The sequence below is a fragment of the Micromonospora sp. NBC_00617 genome (assembly GCF_045161355.1).
GTDB lineage: Bacteria > Actinomycetota > Actinomycetes > Mycobacteriales > Micromonosporaceae > Micromonospora.
The window spans coordinates 282,745-304,202 of sequence record NZ_CP107751.1; the positions used below are offsets into that span (position 1 = coordinate 282,745).

Here is a 21,458-nt window from a genome sequence, read left to right on the forward strand (position 1 = left end):
CCGTCCCCCGTCCCCCGTTCCCCGTCCCCCGTTCCCCGGGCGCCCGCCGCAAGGCCGGCGCCCGGGGGCGGGCGGTCCAACCCTGTGCGCCGTCAACCCTGTGCGCCCTTAACCCTGCGCCGATCTTGCATTTTCGGTTGCCGACATGGGGCCTTGTGCGGCTTATGTCCGGACAGAAAGTGCAAGATCGACGGGCCGGGCCGGGCCGGGCGGGCTGGGCCGGGCCGGGCGGGCTGGGCCGGGCCGGGCGGGCTGGGCCGGGCTGGGGTGGGCCGGGTCGGGCCGGGGGTGGGGCCGGCGGGGGTGGGGTGGGGTCAGCGGCGGTTGCGGGAGATCAGGGCCTGGTTGAGGCGGCCCAGCAGGGTCGCCAGGGTGGCCCGGTCCTCGGTGCTCCAGTCGGCAAGCATGTCGCCGTAGAGCCGGGTGCGGGCGGCCTGTACGGCGGCCATCCGCTGTAGGCCGGCCGGGGTGGGGGAGATGACCGTGCCCCGGCCGTCCGTCGGGTCGGGGGCGCGGACGATCAGGCCGTCGCGTTGCAGGGCGGAGACCTGCCGGGTCACCGTCGAGCCGTCCAGGTTGAGTCGCGCGGCGAGGGCGGAGACGTTCTGCGGGCCGGCGGCGTCCAGGTGCCGCAGGATGACGTACGCCGCGCGGTCGAGCACCCGGTGCTCGGCGGTGCCGGTGGCCCGCCGGGTGGCCTCGCCGAAGCGCATCAGCAGGGCCACCTCGGTCTCGATCTGACCGAGGGCGCTCTCGTGGTCGTCACTCATAGCTGTACGATACAGCGTAAATACCTGTACGATACAGCTAAACTGGGGAGTCGGAGTGGATCGGTCATCCGAACCAAACCGCAGTGCCATCTACGCCACCACACTGGTGGCCTTCCTCGCCATCGCCGGCATCGCCGTCGTCGACCCGATCCTGCCCGCCATCGGCGAGGCGATCGGGGTCACCGCCTGGCAGGTCGAGCTGTTGTTCACCGCGTACATCGCGGTCATGGCCCTCGGCATGATCCCGGCGACGCTGGCCAGCGGCCGGTTCGGGTTCAAGCCGGTGCTGGTCGCCGGGGTCTCGGTGGTCGGGCTGGCCGCGATCCTCGCCTCGTTCAGCGACAACATCGTGCAGCTCTCCGTGCTGCGCGGCGTCTGGGGGCTGGGCAACGCGATGTTCTTCGCCACCGCCATGGTGGTGCTGGTCAACCTGGCCGTCGACCGGGAGTGGGTGGTCGGCCTGTTCGAGACCGCCCTCGGCCTCGGCTTCGCCGTCGGCCCGCTGATCGGTGGCCTGCTCGGCCAGGTCTCCTGGCGGCTGCCGTTCTTCGTCTGCGGCGTGTTCATGGTCCTCGCGCTCGGCGTGGCCGCCCGCAAGCTGCGTGAGCCCACCAACCGGCAGGCCCCGGTACGCGTCGGCCAGATCTTCGCCACCTATCGCCGACCGGCGTTCATCGCCCTCTGCGTGGTGACCGCCGCGTACAACTTCGTGTTCTTCGTCGTGCTCGGCTACACGCCGCTCTTCCTCGGCCTGGACGTCGTCCCGCTGGGGCTCGCGTTCACCGGCTGGGGTCTCGGCCTGGCCACCGGCATCCTGGTGATCGGTCACCGGCTGGCCCACCGGATCGGCGCGGTGCAGACCGTCGGCGTGGCCATCGCCGGCCTGCTGGTCTGCATGGTCCTCTTCGCCACCTCCACCAGCACCGCCGAGGCGCTCGTCGTGCTCGTGCTCGCCGGCCTCTGCATGGGCCTGGCCAACGCCAACCTCACCGACCTGGCGCTCGGCCTCGGCTCCAGCGACCGCAGGCTCGCCACCGGCGCGTTCAACCTGGTCCGCTGGGGCGCCGCCGCGCCCGCGCCGATCATCTCCGGCAAGCTCGCCGAGCAGTCCCTGTCGCTGCCGTTCTGGGTCGGCTTCGGGGTGCTCGCCGTCGGCGTGCTGGTCTACCTGGCCTTCGCGCACGTGATGGCCGCCGGCTACGGCGAGCGGGTGCTGTGGTCCCGCTGGAATCGCAGCGCCGCGAGCGCCGAGAACACCGCCGAGGAACCGGTAGGCGAGGCGTACTGACGGCGGGCCTCCCGGCCGGGCCGCGACACCGTTCAAGATCCGCGCACTTTCGGGGATATTGCTGTCTACGGGCTCGCTGAGGCAGCAATATCCCGGAAGTTGCGCGGACCTTGGCTGTAACGCCGCTCAGTTCAGGGAGCGCCAGAGCAGATAGAGGCCGATCGTCGTACCGAACACCACGATCAGCGTCTTGAGCACCACCGGCGGCAGCCGGCGGACCAGCCGGGCGCCCGCGTACCCCCCGATCAGGGTGGCTGGCGCGACCACCGCGACCGCCGCCCAGTTCACCGGGCCGAACAGGGCGAACACCACCAGCGTCGTGAGCCCCACCAGCGCGGAGAGCAGATTCTTGATGGCGCTCACCCGCGCCAGCGTCGCGTCCAGCACCAGAGCCAGGACGGCGACCAGCATCACCCCGAGCGCAGCGCCGAAGTACCCGCCGTACACCGCGCCGAGCGCGACCATCGTCTGCACGGCGAGCGTCCGCCGCCGTGGCGACAGGGCCCGGGGATGACCGACCAGGCGGCGCAGCGGGGCCTGGAAGGCCAGGACCGCGGTCGCGCCGAGGACCAGAAATGGTACGACCAGCTCGAACGCGCGAGCCGGGGTGGCCAGCAACAGCAGCGCCCCGACGATCGTGCCCACGATGGTGGTGGGCACCAGCGTGGCCAGCGCCCGACGGGGCGGCAGGTCCTGCCGGCTGCCCGCCACACTGGCCACGTACCCGGGGAACACGGCGACGGAGTTGCTCACGTTCGCCGGCACCGGCGGCAACCCGATCGCGATCATCGCCGGGAAGGTGATCAGTGAACCGCCACCGGCCACCGCGTTGACCGTGCCAGCGGCGAGACCGGCGGCGAGCAGCAGCGCGGCGTGAGAGAAATCCATAGACCCACGAGGCTAGCGCCCGCCGCGTGGCACGTATTCGCCGGACCGCCGCCCTTGAGCTGCGCGATCTTGCCCAGGCGGGGCGGCAATACCGGCGGCATGCTCGTCGTTAGGATGAGAGCGCGACGGACGAGTCGACCGGGCGGTCGCGTCGGCGGGCTCCGGCCCGCCGCCGAGGAACGTCCGGACTCCACAGGGCAGGGTGGTTGTTAACGGCAACCCGGGGCGACCCGCGGGACAGTGCCACAGAAAACAGACCGCCGACCCCAACGGGGACGGTAAGGGTGAAACGGTGGGGTAAGAGCCCACCAGCACCCCGGGTGACCGGGGTGGCTCGGTAAACCCCACCCGGAGCAAGGCCAAGCAAGGGCCGTCACCGCAAGATGACGACCCGGCGCAGACGCTTGAGGGCTGCCCGCCCGATGTCTGCGGGTAGGCCGCTGGAGCCTGCCGGCAACGGCAGGCCGAGATGGATGGCCGCCGCCGGCGCAAACCCTTCGGGGTACGCGCCGCGCACAGAATCCGGCGTACAGGTCGACTCGTCCGTCGCCCACCAGTTCAGAGCCGTGATCAAGGCTCTGGGCTGGTTCCATGTTCGGGCGTCGATGGTCCCTCATGGTCATCATTGGCCGGTGTCTGACGCCCTGAATGTAGAGCCAATCGGATCTTGCCCCCGACGACCAACCGGTGTCAGCCTTCGAAGATGACCTTGCTTAGGCTGATCGAGACGACTCCCGGACAGTATTCGCTGCTGCTGAATGCGGGAACCACGCCGGTTGATGCCTTGGTCGAGGAACTCGGTCACGAGCCCAACGGGTACTTCTGGGAAGGCGTCGCGGAAGTTCTCGTCAGCACCGCCGCCCCTACGCTCGAAGGCCGGTTCGCCTACGACCCGGAGGGTGGCATGTTCTGTGCCTACGGCACCGACCGACGGGCGTTGGAAGAGTTGGAAGCGCGGATGAACGCGGTCGCCACTGACGGTGAACGCATGCGGCGCTTGATCACGGACGCCGAAGCGAGCGGCTTCGAGTTCGACGACTGACAGCCGAGGTGGCCGGGCCTGGCCCGCGCCGCATTGCTCTGACACCGTGGCGACGCCCGCCACTACTTCCGGCTGAGGAGTCGTTAGGGGCAGGATGCCCTGCATGACGAACGTTGCCCCCGTCGTGTCAGCTGTCGCGGCCACCATAGCTGCAATCTTCGCCGGAGCGGGACTGGTTGCTGCTGCTCGACGAGAGAACACGAAGTGGGCAAGGGAAGAGCTGGTGGACTCGCTATCGGCTTTCCTCGACGCGAGTTTCACGTGCAAGGGAATCGTCAAAGACGGTATCAGGATGATCGATGACCTCAGCCGCAGCGAGGTCGACGACATCTACCGAAGGGCTCACGACGTAGAGCTGCGTATGCGTGAGGTGCAGACAAGGCTGCGGCTGCTGGCGACTCCGGAAATCGTGGACGCAGCATAGGAGGTGCGGGTCGTCTGCAAACGCTACTGCGGTCTGCTGAAGGGCGACCCATCCAACGCGAAGGTCAACGACGAACCCCTGCGAGATCAGCTGTGGGTGGCTCGATACCAGTTCATTGGGGCGTCGAAGAACGCGTTAGCGCTCCCGCGATCCTGGCGACGAGTCCCTCGAAGTCTTATCCGCAAGGCGCAGGAGCGGGCGGTCAAGCTCGGCTAGCGCACCCCTTGCCTCCAGCCGTCCAATCTGGCGGGTAGACCTGAGGCGCCGATCGATGCGGGCGTGCCGGGTGTCCCGCCGTACCGGTTACGGCCGCTCAGAGACCCGGGTGATGAACGTCCGCCAGGCCGCCGGATCGAAGGTCAGGGCCGGGCCCGCAGGGTCCTTGCTGTCCCGAACGGCGACGACGCCGGGCAGGTTGTCAGCGACCTCGACGCAGTTCCCGCCGCTCGCGCCGCTGCGGGTGGACTTGCGCCACCGGGCGTTACTGAGGTCCATGATGGCTCTCGACTTCCTTCAGCAGGTCGATGGACTGCCGGCGCGGTAGCGCCTCGTTTCGGACGCTCTCCCACCTTGCCTGAAGCGTAGCTACCTCATCGTCCTTGTCGATGACGTCACCGCCAAGCTGGTTTTCGAGGTGGCCTACCCATCCGCCCTCCTTGGAACGGGCCAGCGCGAACGGCCCGGACAGCCCGATGTGCAGGCCGCTGGCGGCCGGTACGACGTGGACGTGAACGTGTGGAAGCTCGGCCATCGCGATGAGATGGGCGATCTGCTGAGCCATGATCCCGGCGAGATCATCACCAGTACGCCGTATCGCGCCTTCGTCCAGCACAGCGACGAACTGCGGCCGGTGGTCTCCGACGAGGATCGCTTGCCGGCTCATGCGCGCTTGCACGCGCTGCTCAACCTCGTCGTCGGTGAGGCTTTCGTCTGTCCGCAGGACGGTGCGGGCGTAGTGCTCAACCTGTAGCAGGCCGGGGATCAGGTTGGGCTCGAAGTAGCGAAGCTGTGTCGCCTCGCGCTCAGCGTCCAACCAGGGCAGGAACCACGACGGTGCCCCGAACTTCGTCGCCAGGCGCTCGAAGAGTCCGCCGCTCTTCAGCGCCCGGTCCGCTCCCCGGATGAAGTCCATCGTCAGCGCTCGGGTGCCGCTCTCGACGGCGCTGACGTGCGAAGCGCTGAAGCCCGCCGCCCGGCCGAACGAGTCCTGCGTCATCCCGGACGCCCCGCGAGCGCGCCGGATCTCGCTCACGATGAAGTCCGCGAGGGGACTGGGTACGTCAGCCATGCATCGCTCCTCAAATCGGAGATCGACTACCCGAGGTGCCACACGTCTGGAGCCTGTTCTGCCAGCTCCGGCCCGGACACCTGGAATGCCTTCCGAGCGTAGTGGTCTCCACAGCAGAGTGTCACCAGGCGGCGCGGCTGGTAGGGACCACGAAACCCGGCGGTCGCGTTCGCAGCGGGGCCGCTCCCGGCGGGCGAGCACTCACGGGAGCGGCCTCTTCCCAACAGCACCAGGGGGAGACCGTGCCTGACGGCAAGCCCGAAAAGCCGATGCGGGCCGGCGACGTGGTCCACCTGACCACCGCGGCCAGCGTGCAGTTCCTGCGCCCGATCTTCGTGCGCGTCATCCGCGAGCTGCCGGAGCGGCACACGTACGACGGATGGGTCTGGATTGAGGGTTACCAGCTGAACGCGGCGGGCGACGCGGTGGCGCGGCGCGAGCTGTACGTGAGGCGAGCGGGCGTGCGGTTGCAGGCCCTGCCCGTCGCACCGATCAGGCCAGCCAAACGCCGCCGAAGCCCGGTGCGGGTCGGATGATCGCGCGTCCTCGCCCGCACCTGCCGATGCGTCCGGCGTGGCTGTGTCGCAACTGCGCCGCGCCCTGGCCGTGCGGCCCGGCTCAACTCACTCTCGCGGCCGAGTTCTACGGCCATTCCATCGCCTTGGCGTTCTACCTGGCCGCGTCGATGCACGACGCGATCGACGACGCGTACGACCTGGGGTTGCGTCCGGACCTGCCGGCGATGCACGACAGGTTCCTCGGGTGGTTGTCCCTGGCCCGACGGCCTCGCCGGTCCGGTCGAGCCTGAGGTCCGGTGCCGGCGCGGTAGGCGCTTTGACTCCGTGGCCGATGATGATCAGGTGAAGCTGCGGCGCCCGTACATCGACCGCGTGGTCGCCTTCTTGTTCGGGTTGCTGTTGCTTGGCGGAGCAGCCTCGGTCGCGTATGGGGCGGTCACGGAGGGTCTCGGCTGGGTCGGCCTGCTTTTTTGCGGGGCGGTTGTGCTGTTCGGCTTGGCGATCGGTGGCCCGCTGGTGCGGCACGCCGTGCTGCCGTTCCGCGTTGACGTCGATGCGCGAGGCTGGTCGGTGCGGACACCGAAGCTCAATCGGTACCTGCGGTGGGATGAGATCGCCGCGGTCGTGCTCGCCGACGCCCCCGCAACGGCCCGTCGGGGGATCACCGCGGCTCCTCGGCTGCTACTGGTGCCGGCGGCCGGGGTGAGCCTGGGAGTTCCGCTCAGCGAGGAGAGTGGGGTGGGCGGCCAGGCTGCCGTGGAACTGTTCCAGCTCAGCGAGGTGGACTGCGGAGAGGAACTGCTCCTGCGGGACTTGGCCGCGCTGGCTGGTCACCGCTTCCACAACCTCTGCCGACAGCTGACGCGGCCAGCCGGCGCGATCCCGCTGCGGCGTTTTCCGGACGAGCCCGACCATGCCCGGTTGACACGGTGGCTGGATCGGCGCAAGGCCCTGCTGTTCGCTGGTTGGTACCTGCTCGTCCTCGTCCCTGCACTGCTGTTCATCGGCCTGGCGACGCAGCGCAACGAACTGCTCGGCGGCATCGTGCTGGTCGCGTGCGTGGCGGGGATCGGCGCCGCCGCCTTCACGATCTGGCGCATCTTCGGCGGTTGCCGGAACCTCGTGAACGGGTCGGCGATGATCAACGGGACAGACCTCGTGACCGGCGTCGACACCCCGACCCACCCGACGAGCCTGCATTCCGGAATCGTCGACATCCTGCGACCGGCATCGGTGAAGGGCTACGGCAAGGCTTGGCTGCTCACCCAGCCGGGACACAAGGGGCGTCCCGTAGTCGACCTGCTGCTCAGTGATCCGCGCACCGGACGGCTACGCAGCCGGGACGACCTCTGCGCGTTGGAGGCGGTCCTGCGTGTCTCCCCGTACGAACGGGACCGCGCCGCCGGGCGGCAACTCCAGGAACTGGCGATGCAGGCACCCGAGGCGTTGCCCACCACGCCCTCACCAGCAGCCGTGCCCGCCTCCGCGTACGCGATCGCCCTCTGGCATGCGGTGAAGGGGGTGGGGCGCGCTGTGGTGCTGTTCGGCGTCGTGGGCACCGTGGCGATCGGGGGCGGTTGGGCGGTCGAGAACTCGGCAGTTGTGGGGCCCGCCCTGATCCTTACCGAGGCCGGCCTGTTCGGCGTGTGGATCCTGTACGCGCTGTACCGGACGTGGGGGCTCCTCGACGCACTCCTCACGATCGCAGCGCGAGCGATCCGCGGAGCGCGGTAACCACACGACGCCTGCCGGGGTGGGTGGGTCAGCAGCGAGGGGCGTTGAGCGGGGCGGCACCGGCGAGCGCTTCGACGGTCGCCGTTGGTGCGACTGATTCGGACGGGGTCGGCGAGGGCGCGATGCTGGGGGACGGCGGAGCCGACGGGGAACTGCTGGGCGGCGTGGGGGAAACGAGTGAGGCCGTGCTGCGCTGCACCTGCTTCGTGACCATCCGGATGCTTGTGGCGGTCGTCTGGCGGCCGTACACGTCGGTGACCCTGATCGTGTAGGGCCCGGGGCCGAGCCCGCCCTCGACGGTCCAGTAGTTGTCGCTCTGCCGGGCCGCCTTGCGGAAGCCGCCACCCGGCCCTTTCGCCTCGACCGAGCGCAGCGGGTTGCCGTGGTTGCCGACCTGCACCGCGAACCAGTATTTCGAGGCGCCGCCCTTCATCCGGAAGGTGAGGCCTCCGTCGAGCGGCGGGTTCACCACCGCCCGGTACGTCACGGGCGCGATGCCCTGCGCCCGGTCGGCGATCTTCGTGAACGCCTCGTCGGAAAGGTCGATCTTGCCGGGTCCGCATCCGCCGCACTGGTCCATGACCATGACCCGGACCGTGCCCTTCGGGCCGGTCACGTCCAGGTAGCTGCCGCAGGCCGCGGACCCGGAGTACGCCGACGAGCCGAGGGCCACGTAGAGCCGGTCCGCGGGTGGGCCGGGGAAGGAGCAGTTGCCGCCCGAGCGGCCGGCGTCGTAGAAGCTGGCCTTTGCCTTGTGGACGGTGTTTCCGGTCGGTGGCGCGGCGCAGGCCGGGGTCGCGCCACCGCGTACGGCGAGGGTGATGCCGAGTACGGCGGCCAGGGCGGTGACCCCGGCGCCGACCAACCAGTGTCTGACCCGCCGACGTGACCGGAGTGTGCCGACCGGGGTGTCGTTGTTGGGGGCAGAGTCTGGTGCCGTCACGGCGCCTGATGTTGCCGCAGGATGCTGCGGCAGCGCAAAGCCGTCGAGCGGACCGTCACCTGCCGCACCGGTGGGGTCGCAGTCCGTCGAGGGCGGTGGTGACGACGCGGTCGGCGTACTCGGCGGTGAGCGGTCCGCTGCGCTGCAGCCATCGGCTGAACAACGGTCCCCAGATGAGGTCCACCGCCACGTCGAGGTCGATGTCCTCGGCGAGTTGCCCGGCCTGCTGGGCGCTGCGCAGGCGCTGCCGTTTGGCCTCCTTCAGCGGCCCGTCCAGGCGTTCGGCGTAGGCGGCCGCCAGCTCGGGGTCGAGCGCGATCTCGGTGGCCAGCGCGCGCATCGGTTGCTCGTACCGGGGATCGTTCATCTCCTCGACCGTGGCGTGGAGCACCAGGGTCAGGTCGGCTGCCAGGTCGCCGGTGTCCGGCAAGGTCGGCGGCCCACCCTCGGTGGCCTCGCTGAGCATGAGGAACGCGTCGAAGATGACCGCGCCCTTGGACGGCCACCAGCGGTAGATGGTCTGTTTGCCGACGCCGGCGCGCGCGGCGATGCCCTCGATGCTGACCTTCGCGTACCCGATCTCCTGGAGCAGGTCGAAGGCCGCGGTCAGGATGGCGCGCCGGGAGGTCTCTCTCCGGCGGGCCGTGTTGGGGGTCATGGGGCCCCACGATATCAGTGACGAGACGAACCGTCTCGTCTTGACGGCCGGGGCGGCGCGGCCTAATCTCTCCTCCATAACGAGACGGACCGTCTCGTCTCGCTAAGGGATGGAGTTCCGACATGCGCACCTGGTTCATCACCGGCGCCAGCCGCGGCCTGGGCCGCGCCTTCACCGACGCCGCGCTCGACCGTGGGGACCGGGTGGTCGCCGCCGCCCGGACCATCACCCGGGACGGCTTCGACGAGCGCCACGGCGACCGGCTGCTGGCGCTGACCCTCGACGTGACCGACCGGGCTGCGGTCTTCGCCGCCGTGGCCACCGCGGTCGAGCACTTCGGACGGCTCGACATCGTCGTCAACAACGCCGGGACCCTGTCCATGGGAATGGTCGAAGAGTTCACCGAGGCGGAGGCGCGAGCCCAGTTCGAGGTCAACCTGTTCGGCGCGCTGTGGGTCAGTCAGGCGGTGCTGCCGCATCTGCGCGCCCAACGGTCCGGCCACATCGTGCAGGTGTCCAGCATCGCCGCGTTGGGTGGTTTTCCGAGCACCGGCATGTACAGCGCGAGCAAATTCGCCCTGGAAGGCATGAGTGAGGCGTTGGCAATGGAAGCGGCGGCCTTCGACATCAAGCTCAGCATCGTGCAGCCGGGCGGTTACTGGACCGACCTTTACACCAGTTTGAGCGCCACCACCCCAATGGAGGCGTACGCGCCGCTGCGCGCCGAACTGGAACGACAGTGGGCGGAGGGTTCGATCGACAGCGAGCCCCGACTGGCCGCCGAGGCGTTGCTGCGCCTGGTCGACAGCGACGACCCGCCGCTGCGGCTCCTGCTCGGAAGCATGGTGTACGACCTGGCGTTCGACGTCTCCCGTCGGCGGATGGACACCTGGGCGGGCTGGGAGCAGGTCAGCCGAGCCGCCGAGCACGCCGTAGCCGCCCCCGGGCAGGACCAGTGAGGGACTGCTCGTATCGCCACGAGCCCGAGGCGCGGCGTTCTAGGCTCCGAGATATGGCGGCGGCGTGCCCATCTCGAATTGGCACACAAGTCCGGGCAGTGCCTTCACCCCATGATTCCCCTCACGAGGCGCAAACCTAGACGGAGAGGAACACGCATGGCTGTCAAAACCAAGACTCGCCCCGGCACCACGGAGATTCGGCCGTTCTCGGTCGACATTCCCCAGGCGGACCTGGACGACCTGAAACGGCGCATCGCGGCCACCCGCTGGCCGGACAAGGAAACGGTTGACGACCAGTCGCAGGGCGTTCCACTCGCGACGATCCAGGCCGTCGCCCGCTATTGGGAAAAGGAGTACGACTGGCGCAAGGTCGAATCACGGCTGAACGCCCTACCGCAGTTCATGACCACCATCGACGGCGTCGACATCCACTTCATCCACGTGCGCTCGAAGCACGAGGATGCGCTGCCGCTGATCGTCACCCACGGGTGGCCCGGGTCGGTGATCGAGCAGATGAAGATCATCGAGCCGCTGACCGACCCCACCGCGCACGGCGGCAGCCCGTCGGACGCGTTCCACCTGGTGATCCCGTCACTGCCGGGCCACGGCTTCTCGGGCAAGCCCACCTCGACAGGCTGGAACCCGCAGAAGATCGCGTCCGCCTGGACCGAGCTGATGACGCGCCTCGGCTACTCGCGGTTCGTCGCCCAGGGCGGCGACTGGGGCGCGGTCATCGTGGACCAGATGGGCCTACAGGCGCCTCCGGAACTGCTCGGCATCCACACCAACATGCCCGGTGCGATCCCACCGGAGATCGACCTGCTGTTCCAGGGCGACACCACCGGCGCGAACAACGCCATGGGCTCGCTGCCGTCCGGCCTCTCCGACGATGAGATGCGTGCCGCCGAGGAAGCCAACTACGTGTGGAAGCACGTCGCGTACGCCCTCATGATGGCGACGCGACCGCAGACGCTGACCGGGCTGGCGGATTCTCCGGTCGGCCTGGCATCCTTCCTGCTCGACCACGACGCGAAGAGCCTGGCCCTGATCGCGCAGGTCTTCGACGGGGCGCAGGCGGGCCTGACCCGCGACGACATCCTGGACAACATCTCGCTCTACTGGCTGACGAACACCGCGATCTCCGCGTCCCGCCTGTACGCGGAGAACAAGCTCTCGTTCTTCGCCGCCAAGGGCGTCACCGTGCCGGTGGCGGTGAGTGTCTTCCCCGACGAGCTGTACGAGGCCCCGCAGAGTTGGGCGGAGCAGGCGTACCCGAACCTCATGTACTACAACAAGCTGGACGTCGGCGGGCACTTCGCGGCCTGGGAACAGCCCAAGATCTTCTCCGAAGAGCTTCGCACCGCCTTCCGGTCGCTGCGCTAGATGGCCGTGCACCTGCCCCCGCTGAACGGGGCGGTCGAGTGGCTCAACTCCGCGCCGCTCGGCCCCGCCGACCTGCGGGGTCGCGTCGAACGCCGCGCCTACGACCTCCCCGAGAGCCTGACCAGTGGGCCCTGTCGGGCGAGTGGACGATCGGGTCGGAGAACATCGCGGTCGGTCGAGCCGGCGGCAGCATCGCCTTCCGGTTTCACGCCCGCGACGCGCATCTCGTGCTGGCCCCCGGAACGGGACGGTCGATCCCGTTCCGGGTACTCCTCGACGGCGAGGCTCCCGGCCCGTGGATGACGGCCGCCTCCACCAGCTCGTCCGCCAGGCCGGCGCGGTCCGGGAGCGGACCCTGGAGATCACGTTCGGCCAGCCCGGCGCCCAGGCGTACGCCTTCACGTTCGGCTGAGGTGCAGATCGACTGTGCTCACCGTGTTGGAGACCGGTGAGAAGCTGCGTACCTGAGCGCCGGGACGCAGACGGCTGTCCGTCGCGTACCGGTCGGTGAGCGCCTTCTCCGCGCCCTCGTCGCCGTCGTCGGCGGCGAGCAGCAGGGCGGCGATCTCGTCGGCGAGCGTGAGGTCGGCGTCGGTGAGGTCGTCGGTCATCGCGCCGAAACTGTCCCACAGCAACAGCTCGTCCTTCTGCCGGTGAGCCAGCTCCTGGATGACGTAGTCGTGGATGAGCCAGGCGCCGCGGATCGGCGATTCCGGGGCCACGCCGTAGACGTCGGGGTCGATCGCCCCGGCCCGGTACGCCGACCACACCCGTGCTGCCGAGTCGAAGAGCCCTGCCGTCGGGTCGATGTCGTAGCCGTCGAACCGCCAGTCGCCGGCAGGGTCGATCTCCGGATCGGCCCAGACCCATCGTTCGCCGTTCCAGTACTCCAGCAGCACGTGATCGTGGTGCCAGCCGGGCGTGAAGTAGGAGGCGAACCCGACCCGGCTGCGGCTGGGAATGCCGTGTTGGCGCAGCACCGCCACCGAGAGCAACGTGTGGTCCCGGCAGCAGCCGGCCACCCGGTCGACGGCCGGGCGCTCAGCGGTGAGTGGCAGGGGAAAGCGGGACTGGTCCGTGTCCAGGATGCGGTCCACCCAGCGGCAGTTCACCTCGTCCAGCCGATCGTCGGGCAGCTCTACGCCGCCGGCCCGGTAGTGGACGATCACGTTGCGGGCGGTCGCCGCCACGGTGGGGATGTCGGTCGCCACGGCGTCGAGAAGCCCGCCGTGCCGACCGGGGTCGCTGTAGGGGGAGTGACTCCGGTAGTCATCGAGGTCCATGGAGCCAGTCTCCGGTCCGCCACGGTGTCAGGGTCAAGGCGTCTTTTCCGGATAGTGTCGGCTGCTGTGAAAGCGCCCGAGATCACCATCGCCACCCCAGTGGACCGTCGAGCAGTGGTCGACTCGCTGGTCGCCGCGTTCGTCAAGGATCCCGTGCTGCGGCACCTGTTCCCCGACGAGGAGACCTATCCGCGCTACGCCGCCACCTTCTTCGGGAATCTCTTCGACAAGCGGGTGCACCGGTCGTCGATCTAGACGATCGGTGGGGGAGCGTCGGTCGCCATCTGGGAGCCACCGGCGGCCGGCCACGAGACGTCGGCGGAAGCACGATACCCCGCTGACGTGCAGGCCCGGGTCCAGAGCTACGACGATGCCGTGCACGCAGCCCTGCCCGCGTTCCCGTTCTGGTATCTCGGCGTCCTGGGCACCCACCCCGACAGCGCCGGACGCGGTTGGGGCCGCGCCGTCATGCGGACCGGGCTGGATCGTGCCGCCACCGACGGCCTGCCGGCGATCCTGGGGACCAGCAACCCGGCCAACGTCGAGCTGTACCGCCGGGCCGGCTGGGAGGTGGCGGGCTTCCTGCCGGAGCCCGTGCCCACCTGGATCATGCGCCGACCTGTTCGGGGGTGCCGTGGAAGCGCTGCACGACGTCCTGCGGATACTCGGCCACGTCAACCTCCGGTGGAAGCGAAGTCCGCCAGGCTACGACACGACGATCGGTGCGGGCCTTACCCGACCGATGCGGGCATCGGATGTCGGGTGGGCCCCCTGCCCTGCCGCCTAGCGTTGCTGCTCGTAAGGGAAGGAGATCCGGGTGCTGGAGCGGCTCAACGAGGCGATGGCGCACATCGAGCGGCACCTCGACCAGCAGATCGAGGTGGCCGACCTGGCGCGGATCGCGCTGACGTCGGAGTACCACTTTCGGCGGCTGTTCTCCGCGCTGGCCGGGATGCCGCTGTCGGAGTACATCCGTCGGCGTCGGCTCACCGTCGCCGGGGCGGACGTGCTGGCGGGGGAGCGGACGTTGCTCGACGTCGCCGTGCACTACGGCTACGGGTCCGCCGAGGCGTTCGCCCGGGCGTTCCACGCCGTACACGGCGTGGGGCCGGGAGAAGCACGGCGTACGGGGGCAGCGCTGCGCGCCCAGCCCCGGATGTCCTTCCGACTCACCGTGGAAGGGAGTGGCAGCATGGAGTACCGCATCGTCACGAAGGACGCGTTCGCACTGGTGGGACGCAAGGCCCGCGTCCCGCTGGTGCACGAGGGGATGAACCCGGCGATCGTCGCGTTCATCCGCGGCATCGACGCGGAGACGACCGCCCGGATCGAGGCGCTCTCCGATCAGGAGCCGGCCGGGATCGTCAACGTCAGCGACAACCTCGCCGACGATCGGGCTGAGGGCAGCGAACTGGACTACTGGCACGGGGCGGTCACCGGCGCCACGCCACCGCAGGACCTGGACGCGCTGCCGGTGGCGGCCGGAACGTGGGCGGTGTTCACCACCTCCGGCGCGTTTCCGCAGGCCGTGCAGTACCTGTGGCGGGACGTCTTCACCCAGTGGTTTCCGTCCAACCCGTACCGCAGCCGGCCCGGACCGGAGATCTCCCGGGTCCGGGTGTCCGCGGACGGGACCACGGCGGACGCCGAACTGTGGATCCCCGTCGAGCGCGCCGCGTCCTGACGGCGCGGCTCAGTCGGGGACGTCGTCCCAGGTCGTACCCGGCGGCAGGTAGCCGGCCGACGGGTTCTCGCGCAGGGCGTAGGCGAGGACCAGCAGGGCATGCCGGTCCAACTCGGGCAGTCGGTCCAGGTCGAACCACCGCACGGCCAGCGACTCGTCGTCGTTGACCCGTGCGGTGCCGGCCACGACCCGACAGACGAAGCCCAGGTTCAGGTATTCGCAGTGGTCCCCGTTGGGATAGGTGTGCGGGTGCGAGACGGCACTGGACAGTCGTACGGGCGTCACGTCCAGGCCCGTCTCCTCCCGTACCTCCCGGACGAGCGCCGTGGCCGGCTGCTCGCCCGGCTCCACGAAACCGCTGATCACCGACCACCGTCCGTCGTCGGAGCGCTGGCCCAGCAGCAGCTCGCCGGCGTCGTTGCGGATCACCGCGCTGACGCTGGGCAGCCACAGCAGGTCGTGGCCGACGTGTTTACGCATCCCCACGATGTAGTCCGGTACCGCCATCGGGCGATCATAGGCCGCGCGTGGACGGCCGCCGCCGTCCCGTCGACGCCGCGCCGCGCTCAGCCCGACCAGGCGACGGTACGACGAAAGCGCGCGTACTCCCCGGCCAGTTCGGCGTCGATCCGCTCCATCCGGGCGGGGGTGAGCACCACCGTCGGGTCCTGCCACGGGCGTCCGGCGAGCATCCGGCGGCGTAGTCCGATCGGCGGGTGGGCGGCGAAGAGCGAGGCCTCGTCGCGGACCGACAGTTGGCGCAGCAGCGGCAGCCGGTCGCTGCTCGCCGCGCGGGCCTCGGCGAACGCCGACCGCCAGCGGTCCGGGCCGTGCCCCGCCCGCGTCTGGACGCGTACCGCCAACTTGACCGACTCGACGGCCAGCAGGGCGTCGAGCAGGTCGGTGGCGGCCGCCGTGCCGGCGACCCGGGCGGCCAGGTCGTCGGCGAGGTACTCGGCGCGCTGGCTGTCCCGCAGCGCCACACTCACCAGCACCAGGTACGCGCCGAACAGCACCCGGGACACCACCCACTGGAACGCGCGGCCCAGCGCGTCACCCACCATCTCCACCAGCCCGGCCCCGACGGTGGTCCGTACCGGCCGGAACAGGTCGGCGGCCGACGCGAGCATGGTGAACGCGGGTTGGGTGAGCAGACCCCGGCGCGGGTCGCCGTTGACGAAGTGGCCGAGTTCGTGCCCGAGCAACGCCACCCGTTCGCCGGCGGAAAGCGAGCCCCACAGCGGCAGCCCGAGCCCCAGCACCCTGCGGCGTCGCACCCCGACCGCGTTCGCGTACGCGTTGATGTCGCCGTCGACACCGACCACGTCCGGCGCCGGCGCGCCGATCGCCGCGGCCACCTCGTCGATCAGCCCGAACAGCTCCGGCGCCCGGTCGCGGGACAGCACCTCCAGATCCGGGTCGACCCGGCCGAACCGCGGCCGGAGAGCGATCGCCAGGCCGACCATCGCCACACCCGGCAGGATCGCCAGGTTGGGAAAGGGAAACGCCACGATCAGCCACCCGCCGACGACCGCGAGGGCGAGCACGGCCGCGATCAGCAGCAGGGACACCACCGCGGTCAGCGCCCGTGCCGCGTTCGACCCGCCATCGCCGAGGGGACGGCCAACCAACTGCCGAAACTGTCGCCCGGTCGCCTGGAACGCCAACCGGTGGGTCCACCGGTCGACCCAGGTCCAGCCGAACTCGCGCTCGCGCCGCCGGGGGTCGTAGGCGTCCAGGTTCCACTCGCAGCCGGGGCACCACGGCACCGCGTCCCGAAGCGATGCGGTGGTGGTTCCGCATCCCGGGCACGCCCCCGCGCCGGTCGCCATGTTGATCACGGCCACGAATCCTGCCCCGGACCGTCGTACGCGGGAATCGACCGTTCGGTCACCGGCGTTTCTCGCGCGCCCAGTGCCCCCACCTGCACTTCTTTCCGTGTTTCCGCCCGGAGCGTGGTAAGCGTCTCTACTGTGGAGAGGGTTCGGCGACTTGTGTGATCCGGTGGCGGTCAGTCGGTTCGCGGTGCACAGTGATTCCCATGAGCGACAGCGAGCGTAGTGGGCAGTTCTACTGGTGCACCCGGCATCACCGGGTCGAGACGGACGCCGACGTATGTCCGGCGAAGCACGTCCTCGGCCCGTACAACTCGGCGGCCGACGCGGAGAACGCCCTGCAGCGAGTGCAGGAGCGGAACGAGGCGTGGGAGGCCGAGGACGCCCGTTGGGCCGGGGAGGACAGGTAGACGGCGCGGGACGGCCCGCGTCGCGGTAGTTCGTGCTCCGCGAGGACGCACGCGAGAGCACGTCCCCCGAGGAGGGAACCACGATGGCCGAAGCACAGCAGGCCACCACCCGTCCGGCCGCCCGACGCACCACCGCGAAGAAGACCGCCGCGGCGGAACGCAACACGGCGGCGAGCCGGACCACCCCCGTGCGCAAGTCCACCACGGGCGCCGCGAAGGCGCCGGCCCGAAAGGCGGCCGGCGGCGCGGGGCGTGCCCCGGCCAAGAAGACCACCACGGCGGCGAAGAAGGCCCCGGCGAAGAAGGCCGCGACCAAGACCACCGCGAGCAAGGCCACCCCCACCAGAACGGCCGCTACCACGGCCGCCGCCAAGACCGCGGCGGCGAAGAAGACCGCGGCGGCGAAGAAGACCGCGACCCGGACCAGCGCGGCGGCCAAGAGGGCCCCGGCCAAGAAGGCCCCGGCCACGACCTCGCCCGCCACCCGCAAGACGACCACCGCCGCGAAGCGGACCTCGGCGTCCCCGGCGCGCAAGAGCACCACCGCCGCGAGCAAGACGACCCCTACGGCGAAGAAGACGACCAGCGCCGCCAAGAAGACGACCAGCGCGGCGAGGAAGACGACCAGCGCGGCGAAGAAGACCACGGCAGCAGCGGCGAAGAGGACCACCGCCGCCGCGAAGGCGCCCGCGCGCAAGGTCGCGACCAAGGCGTCCACGGCGAAGAAGACGGCCGCCAAGAAGGCCCCGGCGAAGACGACCGCGGCGAAGAAGGCCCCCGCCAAGAAGACGGCGGCGAAGAAGACCGCTTCCACCCGCCCGAGCGGCGGCGCCCGCAACGCCCCGGCGAAGAAGGCGCCGGCCGCGAAGGCGACCGGCACCTCGTCGAGCACCGCCCGCAAGGCGGCGGCGAAGAAGGCCCCGGCCAAGAAGACCACCGCGGCCAAGGCTCCGGCCCGCAAGGTGACCGCCCGCACGTCACCCGCCCGCCCGGTCGCCGCACGAGCCACCACCCCCCGGGGTACGCGCAGCACCGCCCGGAAGGCGACCGGCTGAGCGCACGGCAGCCTCGACTCGACACCGACGGAGATCTCGGCCGGTCACCGGAAGCGGATCACCGGCGGCGCTGTCAGGATTGACCCGTGGTCATCCGACGCGTACTCGCGCCCCGCATCGACTTCGGCGCGCTGCGCCGCGAACTCGGCCTGCCCGAGGGCTTCCCGGCGGCCGCCCAACGGGAGGCCGACGCGGCGGCTGCCGCGCCACCCCGGCCGTCCGTCGACCGCACCGACATACCGTTCGTCACGGTCGACCCGGCCACCTCCCGTGACCTGGACCAGGCGATGCACCTGGCCCGCCGGCCGGGCGGCGGCTACCGGGTGCGGTACGCGATCGCGGACGTCGCCGCGCACGTCCAGCCGGGCGGCGCGCTTGAGGAGGAGACCTGGCGGCGCGGGCAGACGGTCTACCTGCCCGACGGCAACGTGCCGCTGCACCCGCTGACGCTCAGCGAGGGCGCGGCCAGCCTGCTGCCCGACGACGACCGGGCCGCCGTGGTGTGGACCATCGACCTGGACGCCGACGGCGGCACCGTGGCCGTCGAGTTGGAGCGCGCCCTGGTGCGCAGCCGGGCGAAACTCGACTACACCGGGGTGCAGGCCGCCGCCGACGCCGGTCGGCTGCCCGAGCCGATCGCGCTGCTGCCCGAGATCGGCGACCGGCTGACCGCCCGGGGGCTGCGCCGGGGGGCCATCAACCTGCCGCTACCCGAGCAGGACGTGGAGCCCGACGGTGACGGTTGGCGGCTGGTGCTGCGCGGGCCGGTGCCGATGGAGGAGCACAACGCGCAGATCTCGCTGCTGACCGGGATGGCCGCCGCCGACATCATGCTGGCCGGCGGGGTGGGCCTGCTGCGCACGATGCCACCGCCGAAGCCGGAGGCGGTGCAACGCCTGCGGGCAGCCGCCGCCCCGCTGGGCGTGCACTGGCCGGACGGCGCGGGCCCCGGTGAGGTGATCGCCGGCCTGGACGCCGCGCAGCCGCGTTCCGCCGCGTTCATCGACCAGGCGGCCGAGCTGATGCGCGGCGCCGCGTACACCGCCTTCGACGGCGCCCGGCCGGAGCAGCCCGAGCACGGCGGGGTGGCCGCCGCGTACGCCCATGTCACGGCGCCGTTGCGGCGCCTCGCCGACCGGTACGCCACCGAGGTCTGCCTGGCCCTGCACGCGGGCCGCGAGGTGCCCGACTGGGCCCGTGCGGCGCTGCCTCGGCTGCCCGAGGTGATGGCCAGCACCGACCGGACCGCCTCGGCGGCCAGCCGCGGCGCCGTCGAGCTCACCGAGGCGGTGCTGCTGGAGCATCGGGTGGGTGAGACCTTCGACGCGGCGGTGCTCGACGTCGACGCCCCACCCAACGGCAAGTCCCGACCCCGCCCGCCCGGCGGAACGGTGGCCCTGGACGCTCCACCGGTCCGCAGCCGCTGCCTCGGCGAACTACCGCTCGGCGAACGGGTCCGGGTCCGCCTGGTCACCGCCGACCCGGCGGCCCGCACGGTGCTGTTCGAGCTGGCCTGAGCCGCCTGTTCCTGCTGGCCGTGCCGGCGGTTGCTGCGGGGCGGTCTTCGGGGCTGCTTTGGTTGGGCCGTGTCGGCTGTTCCTGCGGCCGTGTCGGCGGGTCTGGGTGACCACATCGGCGGGGCGTCGTCGGCGGGCAGTCGTGTAGCGGGGATTGTCACAGCGGCGGGCGCTGCTGACGGACCGGGCGGTTTGCGAGGATGAGCCCATGGCATACGAAGCGAGCACGCTGCCCGACGTGTCCGGGCTTACGGTCGGCATCATCGGCGGCACCGGCGACCAGGGCCGTGGCCTCGCCTACCGGCTCGCCCGGGCCGGGCAGACGGTGCTGATCGGCTCCCGATCGACGGAGCGGGCCGCCGAGTCCGCCGCCGAGATCGCCGCTCTGCCCCGGATGCCGGCCGACGTCACCATCACCGGCGCGGCCAACGACGAGGTGGCCCGCCGCAGCGACGTCGTGATCATCGCGGTCCCGTGGGACGGGCACGCGGCCACCGTCGCCGCCCTCGCCGAGCCGCTCGCCGGAACGATCGTCGTCGACTGCGTCAACCCGCTGGGCTTCGACAAGCAGGGTCCGTACGCCCTCACCGTCGCCGAGGGCAGCGCCGTCCAGCAGGCGGCCGCGCTGCTGCCCGATTCCCGCGTCTGCGCCGCGTTCAACCATGTCAGCGCCCCGCTGCTGGCCGACCCCGAGGTCGACCGGATCGACCTCGACGTGCTGATCTGCACCGAAGACCGGGAGCTCGTCGACATCGTCGGAGCGCTCGCCGCCCGGATCCCGGGGATGCGCGGCATCTACGCCGGCCGGCTGCGCAACGCCCACCAGATCGAGGCGTTCACCGCGAATCTGATCGCCATCAACAAGCGCTACAAGGCGCACGCCGGCATCCGCGTCACCGACCTCTGAGAGCGCGGGTCGGCTCTCGGCAGGGACGCCGGGCGCCCGACTCTTGACAATGACGGCCAGAGTCTGGCCGGTAGATCTGAATCGGCTGGTCGGGCGACAGCGCCCTGAGCGACCATGGCGCGTGACCGATGCTGATGCGGTGCTGAGGATCGCGGATCTGCGCCGAGCGTGCTCGATGCTCTTGGACGCGGCGGAGAGCCGATTCGGTCCGCAGATCCAGCTGTCGGAGCTCGCCGTTGACTACTACTGGAACGTGGACCTGAGTGCGGCATTTCGGATGGTTCAGCAGCCCGAGTGGAGATCGACTGCGGGCAGAGTAGGGGACGACCTCGCAGAGCTGAGGAGCCTCCTGCAGCGGGAGATCCGGAGGGCTTCGTGTCGCTGTGGCACGACCTTTCGCACGTGAGCGGGCTCTTGCGGCTGCTGGCGTACCTCGACCTGCCCGACACTCGCGAGGTGCGCGAGCACTAGCCGCTGCTACCAGTCGACAGATCCAGATGACGGTCACCCATGGCCCGAAACAAGCCGGCAGGTCGACACTCTTGCCGTTCGTACGCCCTGACGGTCGCGTGTGGGGCGACGCGCTGGCGGTGCCCGCGCTGGCGGTGCCCGCGCTGGGTGTGGAGGTCATCGTGGGGTGCGTGAAGGTCTGCGGGCATTGGACGAGCGAATGGCCCACAAACATCCTCACCATGCCAGGGTCCGGTCCGGTCCGGTCCGGTCCGGTCCGGTCCGGTCCGGTCCGGTCCGGTCCGGTCCGTACTGCGCTGAGGCGCTGGGGCCCGGTCCATGCCCAGCCCAGGTCGCGCCATGAGGGCACGGTCGTCAGCTCAAGAGCGCGCGCAGCGTTTGGCCGCGAACCGACGAGGCTG

The 21,458-nt window shown here is 70.6% G+C and carries 22 protein-coding genes, 1 other RNA gene and 2 pseudogenes; 16 read left to right on the plus strand and 9 right to left on the minus strand.

Annotated elements, in window-relative coordinates; genetic code table 11:
* Positions 1-314 precede the first annotated feature (314 nt).
* A complete protein-coding gene (locus OG505_RS01370) occupies positions 315-770 on the minus strand; it encodes a MarR family winged helix-turn-helix transcriptional regulator (RefSeq protein ID WP_405430380.1) in 456 nt (151 codons plus the stop codon).
* Between the two features lie 55 nt (positions 771-825).
* Here OG505_RS01370 and OG505_RS01375 point away from each other — a divergent pair, with 55 nt between their 5' ends.
* Positions 826-2,058 (plus strand): MFS transporter, encoded by a 1,233-nt coding sequence (locus tag OG505_RS01375; protein ID WP_405430381.1) that lies wholly within the window; start codon positions 826-828, stop codon positions 2,056-2,058.
* A 126-nt stretch (positions 2,059-2,184) separates the two neighbouring features.
* Here the strand turns inward: OG505_RS01375 and OG505_RS01380 are convergent, their stop codons facing one another.
* The gene (locus OG505_RS01380; RefSeq protein WP_405430383.1) at positions 2,185-2,946 is read right to left on the minus strand and encodes a sulfite exporter TauE/SafE family protein; all 762 of its coding nucleotides are present in this window, start codon (positions 2,944-2,946) and stop codon (positions 2,185-2,187) included.
* A gap of 130 nt (positions 2,947-3,076) precedes the next feature.
* Here OG505_RS01380 and rnpB point away from each other — a divergent pair.
* From rnpB to OG505_RS01395, 3 genes are all read left to right on the plus strand, one after another.
* Positions 3,077-3,492: RNase P RNA component class A (gene rnpB, locus OG505_RS01385), an RNA gene on the plus strand.
* A 157-nt stretch (positions 3,493-3,649) separates the two neighbouring features.
* The gene (locus OG505_RS01390; RefSeq protein WP_405430384.1) at positions 3,650-3,988 is read left to right on the plus strand and encodes an immunity 51 family protein; all 339 of its coding nucleotides are present in this window, start codon (positions 3,650-3,652) and stop codon (positions 3,986-3,988) included.
* Between the two features lie 103 nt (positions 3,989-4,091).
* Complete coding sequence (locus tag OG505_RS01395) at positions 4,092-4,412, plus strand: hypothetical protein (RefSeq protein ID WP_405430385.1); 321 nt, start codon at positions 4,092-4,094, stop codon at positions 4,410-4,412.
* Between the two features lie 303 nt (positions 4,413-4,715).
* Here OG505_RS01395 and OG505_RS01400 read toward each other — a convergent pair whose 3' ends face one another.
* Both OG505_RS01400 and OG505_RS01405 read right to left on the minus strand, forming a co-directional pair.
* A complete protein-coding gene (locus OG505_RS01400; RefSeq protein ID WP_405430387.1) occupies positions 4,716-4,907 on the minus strand; it encodes a DUF397 domain-containing protein in 192 nt (63 codons plus the stop codon).
* Positions 4,894-5,700 carry a helix-turn-helix domain-containing protein gene (locus tag OG505_RS01405; protein ID WP_405430388.1) on the minus strand — a complete coding sequence of 269 codons (807 nt, stop codon included), beginning with the start codon at positions 5,698-5,700 and terminating at the stop codon, positions 4,894-4,896. The genes OG505_RS01400 and OG505_RS01405 overlap by 14 nt, the downstream gene beginning before the upstream one ends.
* A 269-nt stretch (positions 5,701-5,969) precedes the next feature.
* On the opposite strand from OG505_RS01405, the gene OG505_RS01410 reads away from it, so the two are divergent.
* The 3 genes from OG505_RS01410 to OG505_RS01420 are packed head-to-tail and all read left to right on the plus strand — an operon-like array spanning position 5,970 to position 7,952.
* A complete protein-coding gene (locus tag OG505_RS01410) occupies positions 5,970-6,236 on the plus strand; it encodes a hypothetical protein (protein ID WP_405434328.1) in 267 nt (88 codons plus the stop codon).
* The gene (locus OG505_RS01415; RefSeq protein ID WP_405430389.1) at positions 6,233-6,508 is read left to right on the plus strand and encodes a hypothetical protein; all 276 of its coding nucleotides are present in this window, start codon (positions 6,233-6,235) and stop codon (positions 6,506-6,508) included. The genes OG505_RS01410 and OG505_RS01415 overlap by 4 nt, the downstream gene beginning before the upstream one ends.
* A 52-nt stretch (positions 6,509-6,560) precedes the next feature.
* The gene (locus OG505_RS01420) at positions 6,561-7,952 is read left to right on the plus strand and encodes a hypothetical protein (RefSeq protein ID WP_405430390.1); all 1,392 of its coding nucleotides are present in this window, start codon (positions 6,561-6,563) and stop codon (positions 7,950-7,952) included.
* 28 nt (positions 7,953-7,980) lie between these two features.
* Here the strand turns inward: OG505_RS01420 and OG505_RS01425 are convergent, their stop codons facing one another.
* Complete coding sequence (locus OG505_RS01425; protein ID WP_405430391.1) at positions 7,981-8,895, minus strand: expansin EXLX1 family cellulose-binding protein; 915 nt, start codon at positions 8,893-8,895, stop codon at positions 7,981-7,983.
* Positions 8,896-8,950: 55 nt separating this feature from the next.
* A complete protein-coding gene (locus OG505_RS01430; protein WP_405430393.1) occupies positions 8,951-9,553 on the minus strand; it encodes a TetR/AcrR family transcriptional regulator in 603 nt (200 codons plus the stop codon).
* A gap of 122 nt (positions 9,554-9,675) precedes the next feature.
* Here OG505_RS01430 and OG505_RS01435 point away from each other — a divergent pair, with 122 nt between their 5' ends.
* The 3 genes and pseudogenes from OG505_RS01435 to OG505_RS01445 all read left to right on the plus strand — a co-directional run bounded on the left by OG505_RS01435 (position 9,676) and on the right by OG505_RS01445 (position 12,307).
* A complete protein-coding gene (locus OG505_RS01435; RefSeq protein ID WP_405430394.1) occupies positions 9,676-10,512 on the plus strand; it encodes an SDR family oxidoreductase in 837 nt (278 codons plus the stop codon).
* Between the two features lie 156 nt (positions 10,513-10,668).
* Positions 10,669-11,895 carry an epoxide hydrolase family protein gene (locus OG505_RS01440; protein ID WP_405430396.1) on the plus strand — a complete coding sequence of 409 codons (1,227 nt, stop codon included), beginning with the start codon at positions 10,669-10,671 and terminating at the stop codon, positions 11,893-11,895.
* Between the two features lie 38 nt (positions 11,896-11,933).
* A pseudogene (locus OG505_RS01445) lies at positions 11,934-12,307 on the plus strand (hypothetical protein).
* On the opposite strand, the gene OG505_RS01450 reads toward OG505_RS01445, so the two are convergent.
* On the minus strand, positions 12,294-13,178 hold the full coding sequence (locus tag OG505_RS01450) for a transglutaminase domain-containing protein (RefSeq protein WP_405430397.1): 885 nt from the start codon (positions 13,176-13,178) through the stop codon (positions 12,294-12,296). The pseudogene OG505_RS01445 and the gene OG505_RS01450 overlap by 14 nt on opposite strands.
* A gap of 66 nt (positions 13,179-13,244) precedes the next feature.
* On the opposite strand from OG505_RS01450, the pseudogene OG505_RS01455 reads away from it, so the two are divergent.
* A pseudogene (locus OG505_RS01455) lies at positions 13,245-13,796 on the plus strand (GNAT family N-acetyltransferase); the annotation flags it as partial.
* A 199-nt stretch (positions 13,797-13,995) separates the two neighbouring features.
* Complete coding sequence (locus OG505_RS01460; RefSeq protein ID WP_405430398.1) at positions 13,996-14,862, plus strand: helix-turn-helix domain-containing protein; 867 nt, start codon at positions 13,996-13,998, stop codon at positions 14,860-14,862.
* Positions 14,863-14,871: 9 nt separating this feature from the next.
* Here the strand turns inward: OG505_RS01460 and OG505_RS01465 are convergent, their stop codons facing one another.
* Together OG505_RS01465 and OG505_RS01470 are read right to left on the minus strand one after the other, a co-directional pair.
* Complete coding sequence (locus OG505_RS01465) at positions 14,872-15,369, minus strand: NUDIX hydrolase (protein ID WP_405430399.1); 498 nt, start codon at positions 15,367-15,369, stop codon at positions 14,872-14,874.
* Positions 15,370-15,428: 59 nt separating this feature from the next.
* On the minus strand, positions 15,429-16,694 hold the full coding sequence (locus OG505_RS01470; protein WP_405434329.1) for a M48 family metallopeptidase: 1,266 nt from the start codon (positions 16,692-16,694) through the stop codon (positions 15,429-15,431).
* Positions 16,695-16,903: 209 nt separating this feature from the next.
* Between OG505_RS01470 and OG505_RS01475 the strand changes: the two genes are divergently transcribed.
* From OG505_RS01475 to npdG, 4 genes are all read left to right on the plus strand, one after another.
* Positions 16,904-17,107, plus strand: a complete 204-nt coding sequence (locus OG505_RS01475) for a hypothetical protein (protein ID WP_083915919.1) — start codon at positions 16,904-16,906, stop codon at positions 17,105-17,107.
* An 83-nt stretch (positions 17,108-17,190) separates the two neighbouring features.
* A complete protein-coding gene (locus OG505_RS01480; RefSeq protein WP_405430401.1) occupies positions 17,191-18,162 on the plus strand; it encodes a histone in 972 nt (323 codons plus the stop codon).
* 86 nt (positions 18,163-18,248) lie between these two features.
* Positions 18,249-19,679 (plus strand): RNB domain-containing ribonuclease, encoded by a 1,431-nt coding sequence (locus OG505_RS01485; protein ID WP_405430402.1) that lies wholly within the window; start codon positions 18,249-18,251, stop codon positions 19,677-19,679.
* Between the two features lie 208 nt (positions 19,680-19,887).
* Positions 19,888-20,586: an NADPH-dependent F420 reductase gene (npdG, locus tag OG505_RS01490; protein WP_405430403.1), complete on the plus strand. Its 699-nt coding sequence runs from the start codon at positions 19,888-19,890 to the stop codon at positions 20,584-20,586.
* Positions 20,587-21,458: the final 872 nt, after the last annotated feature.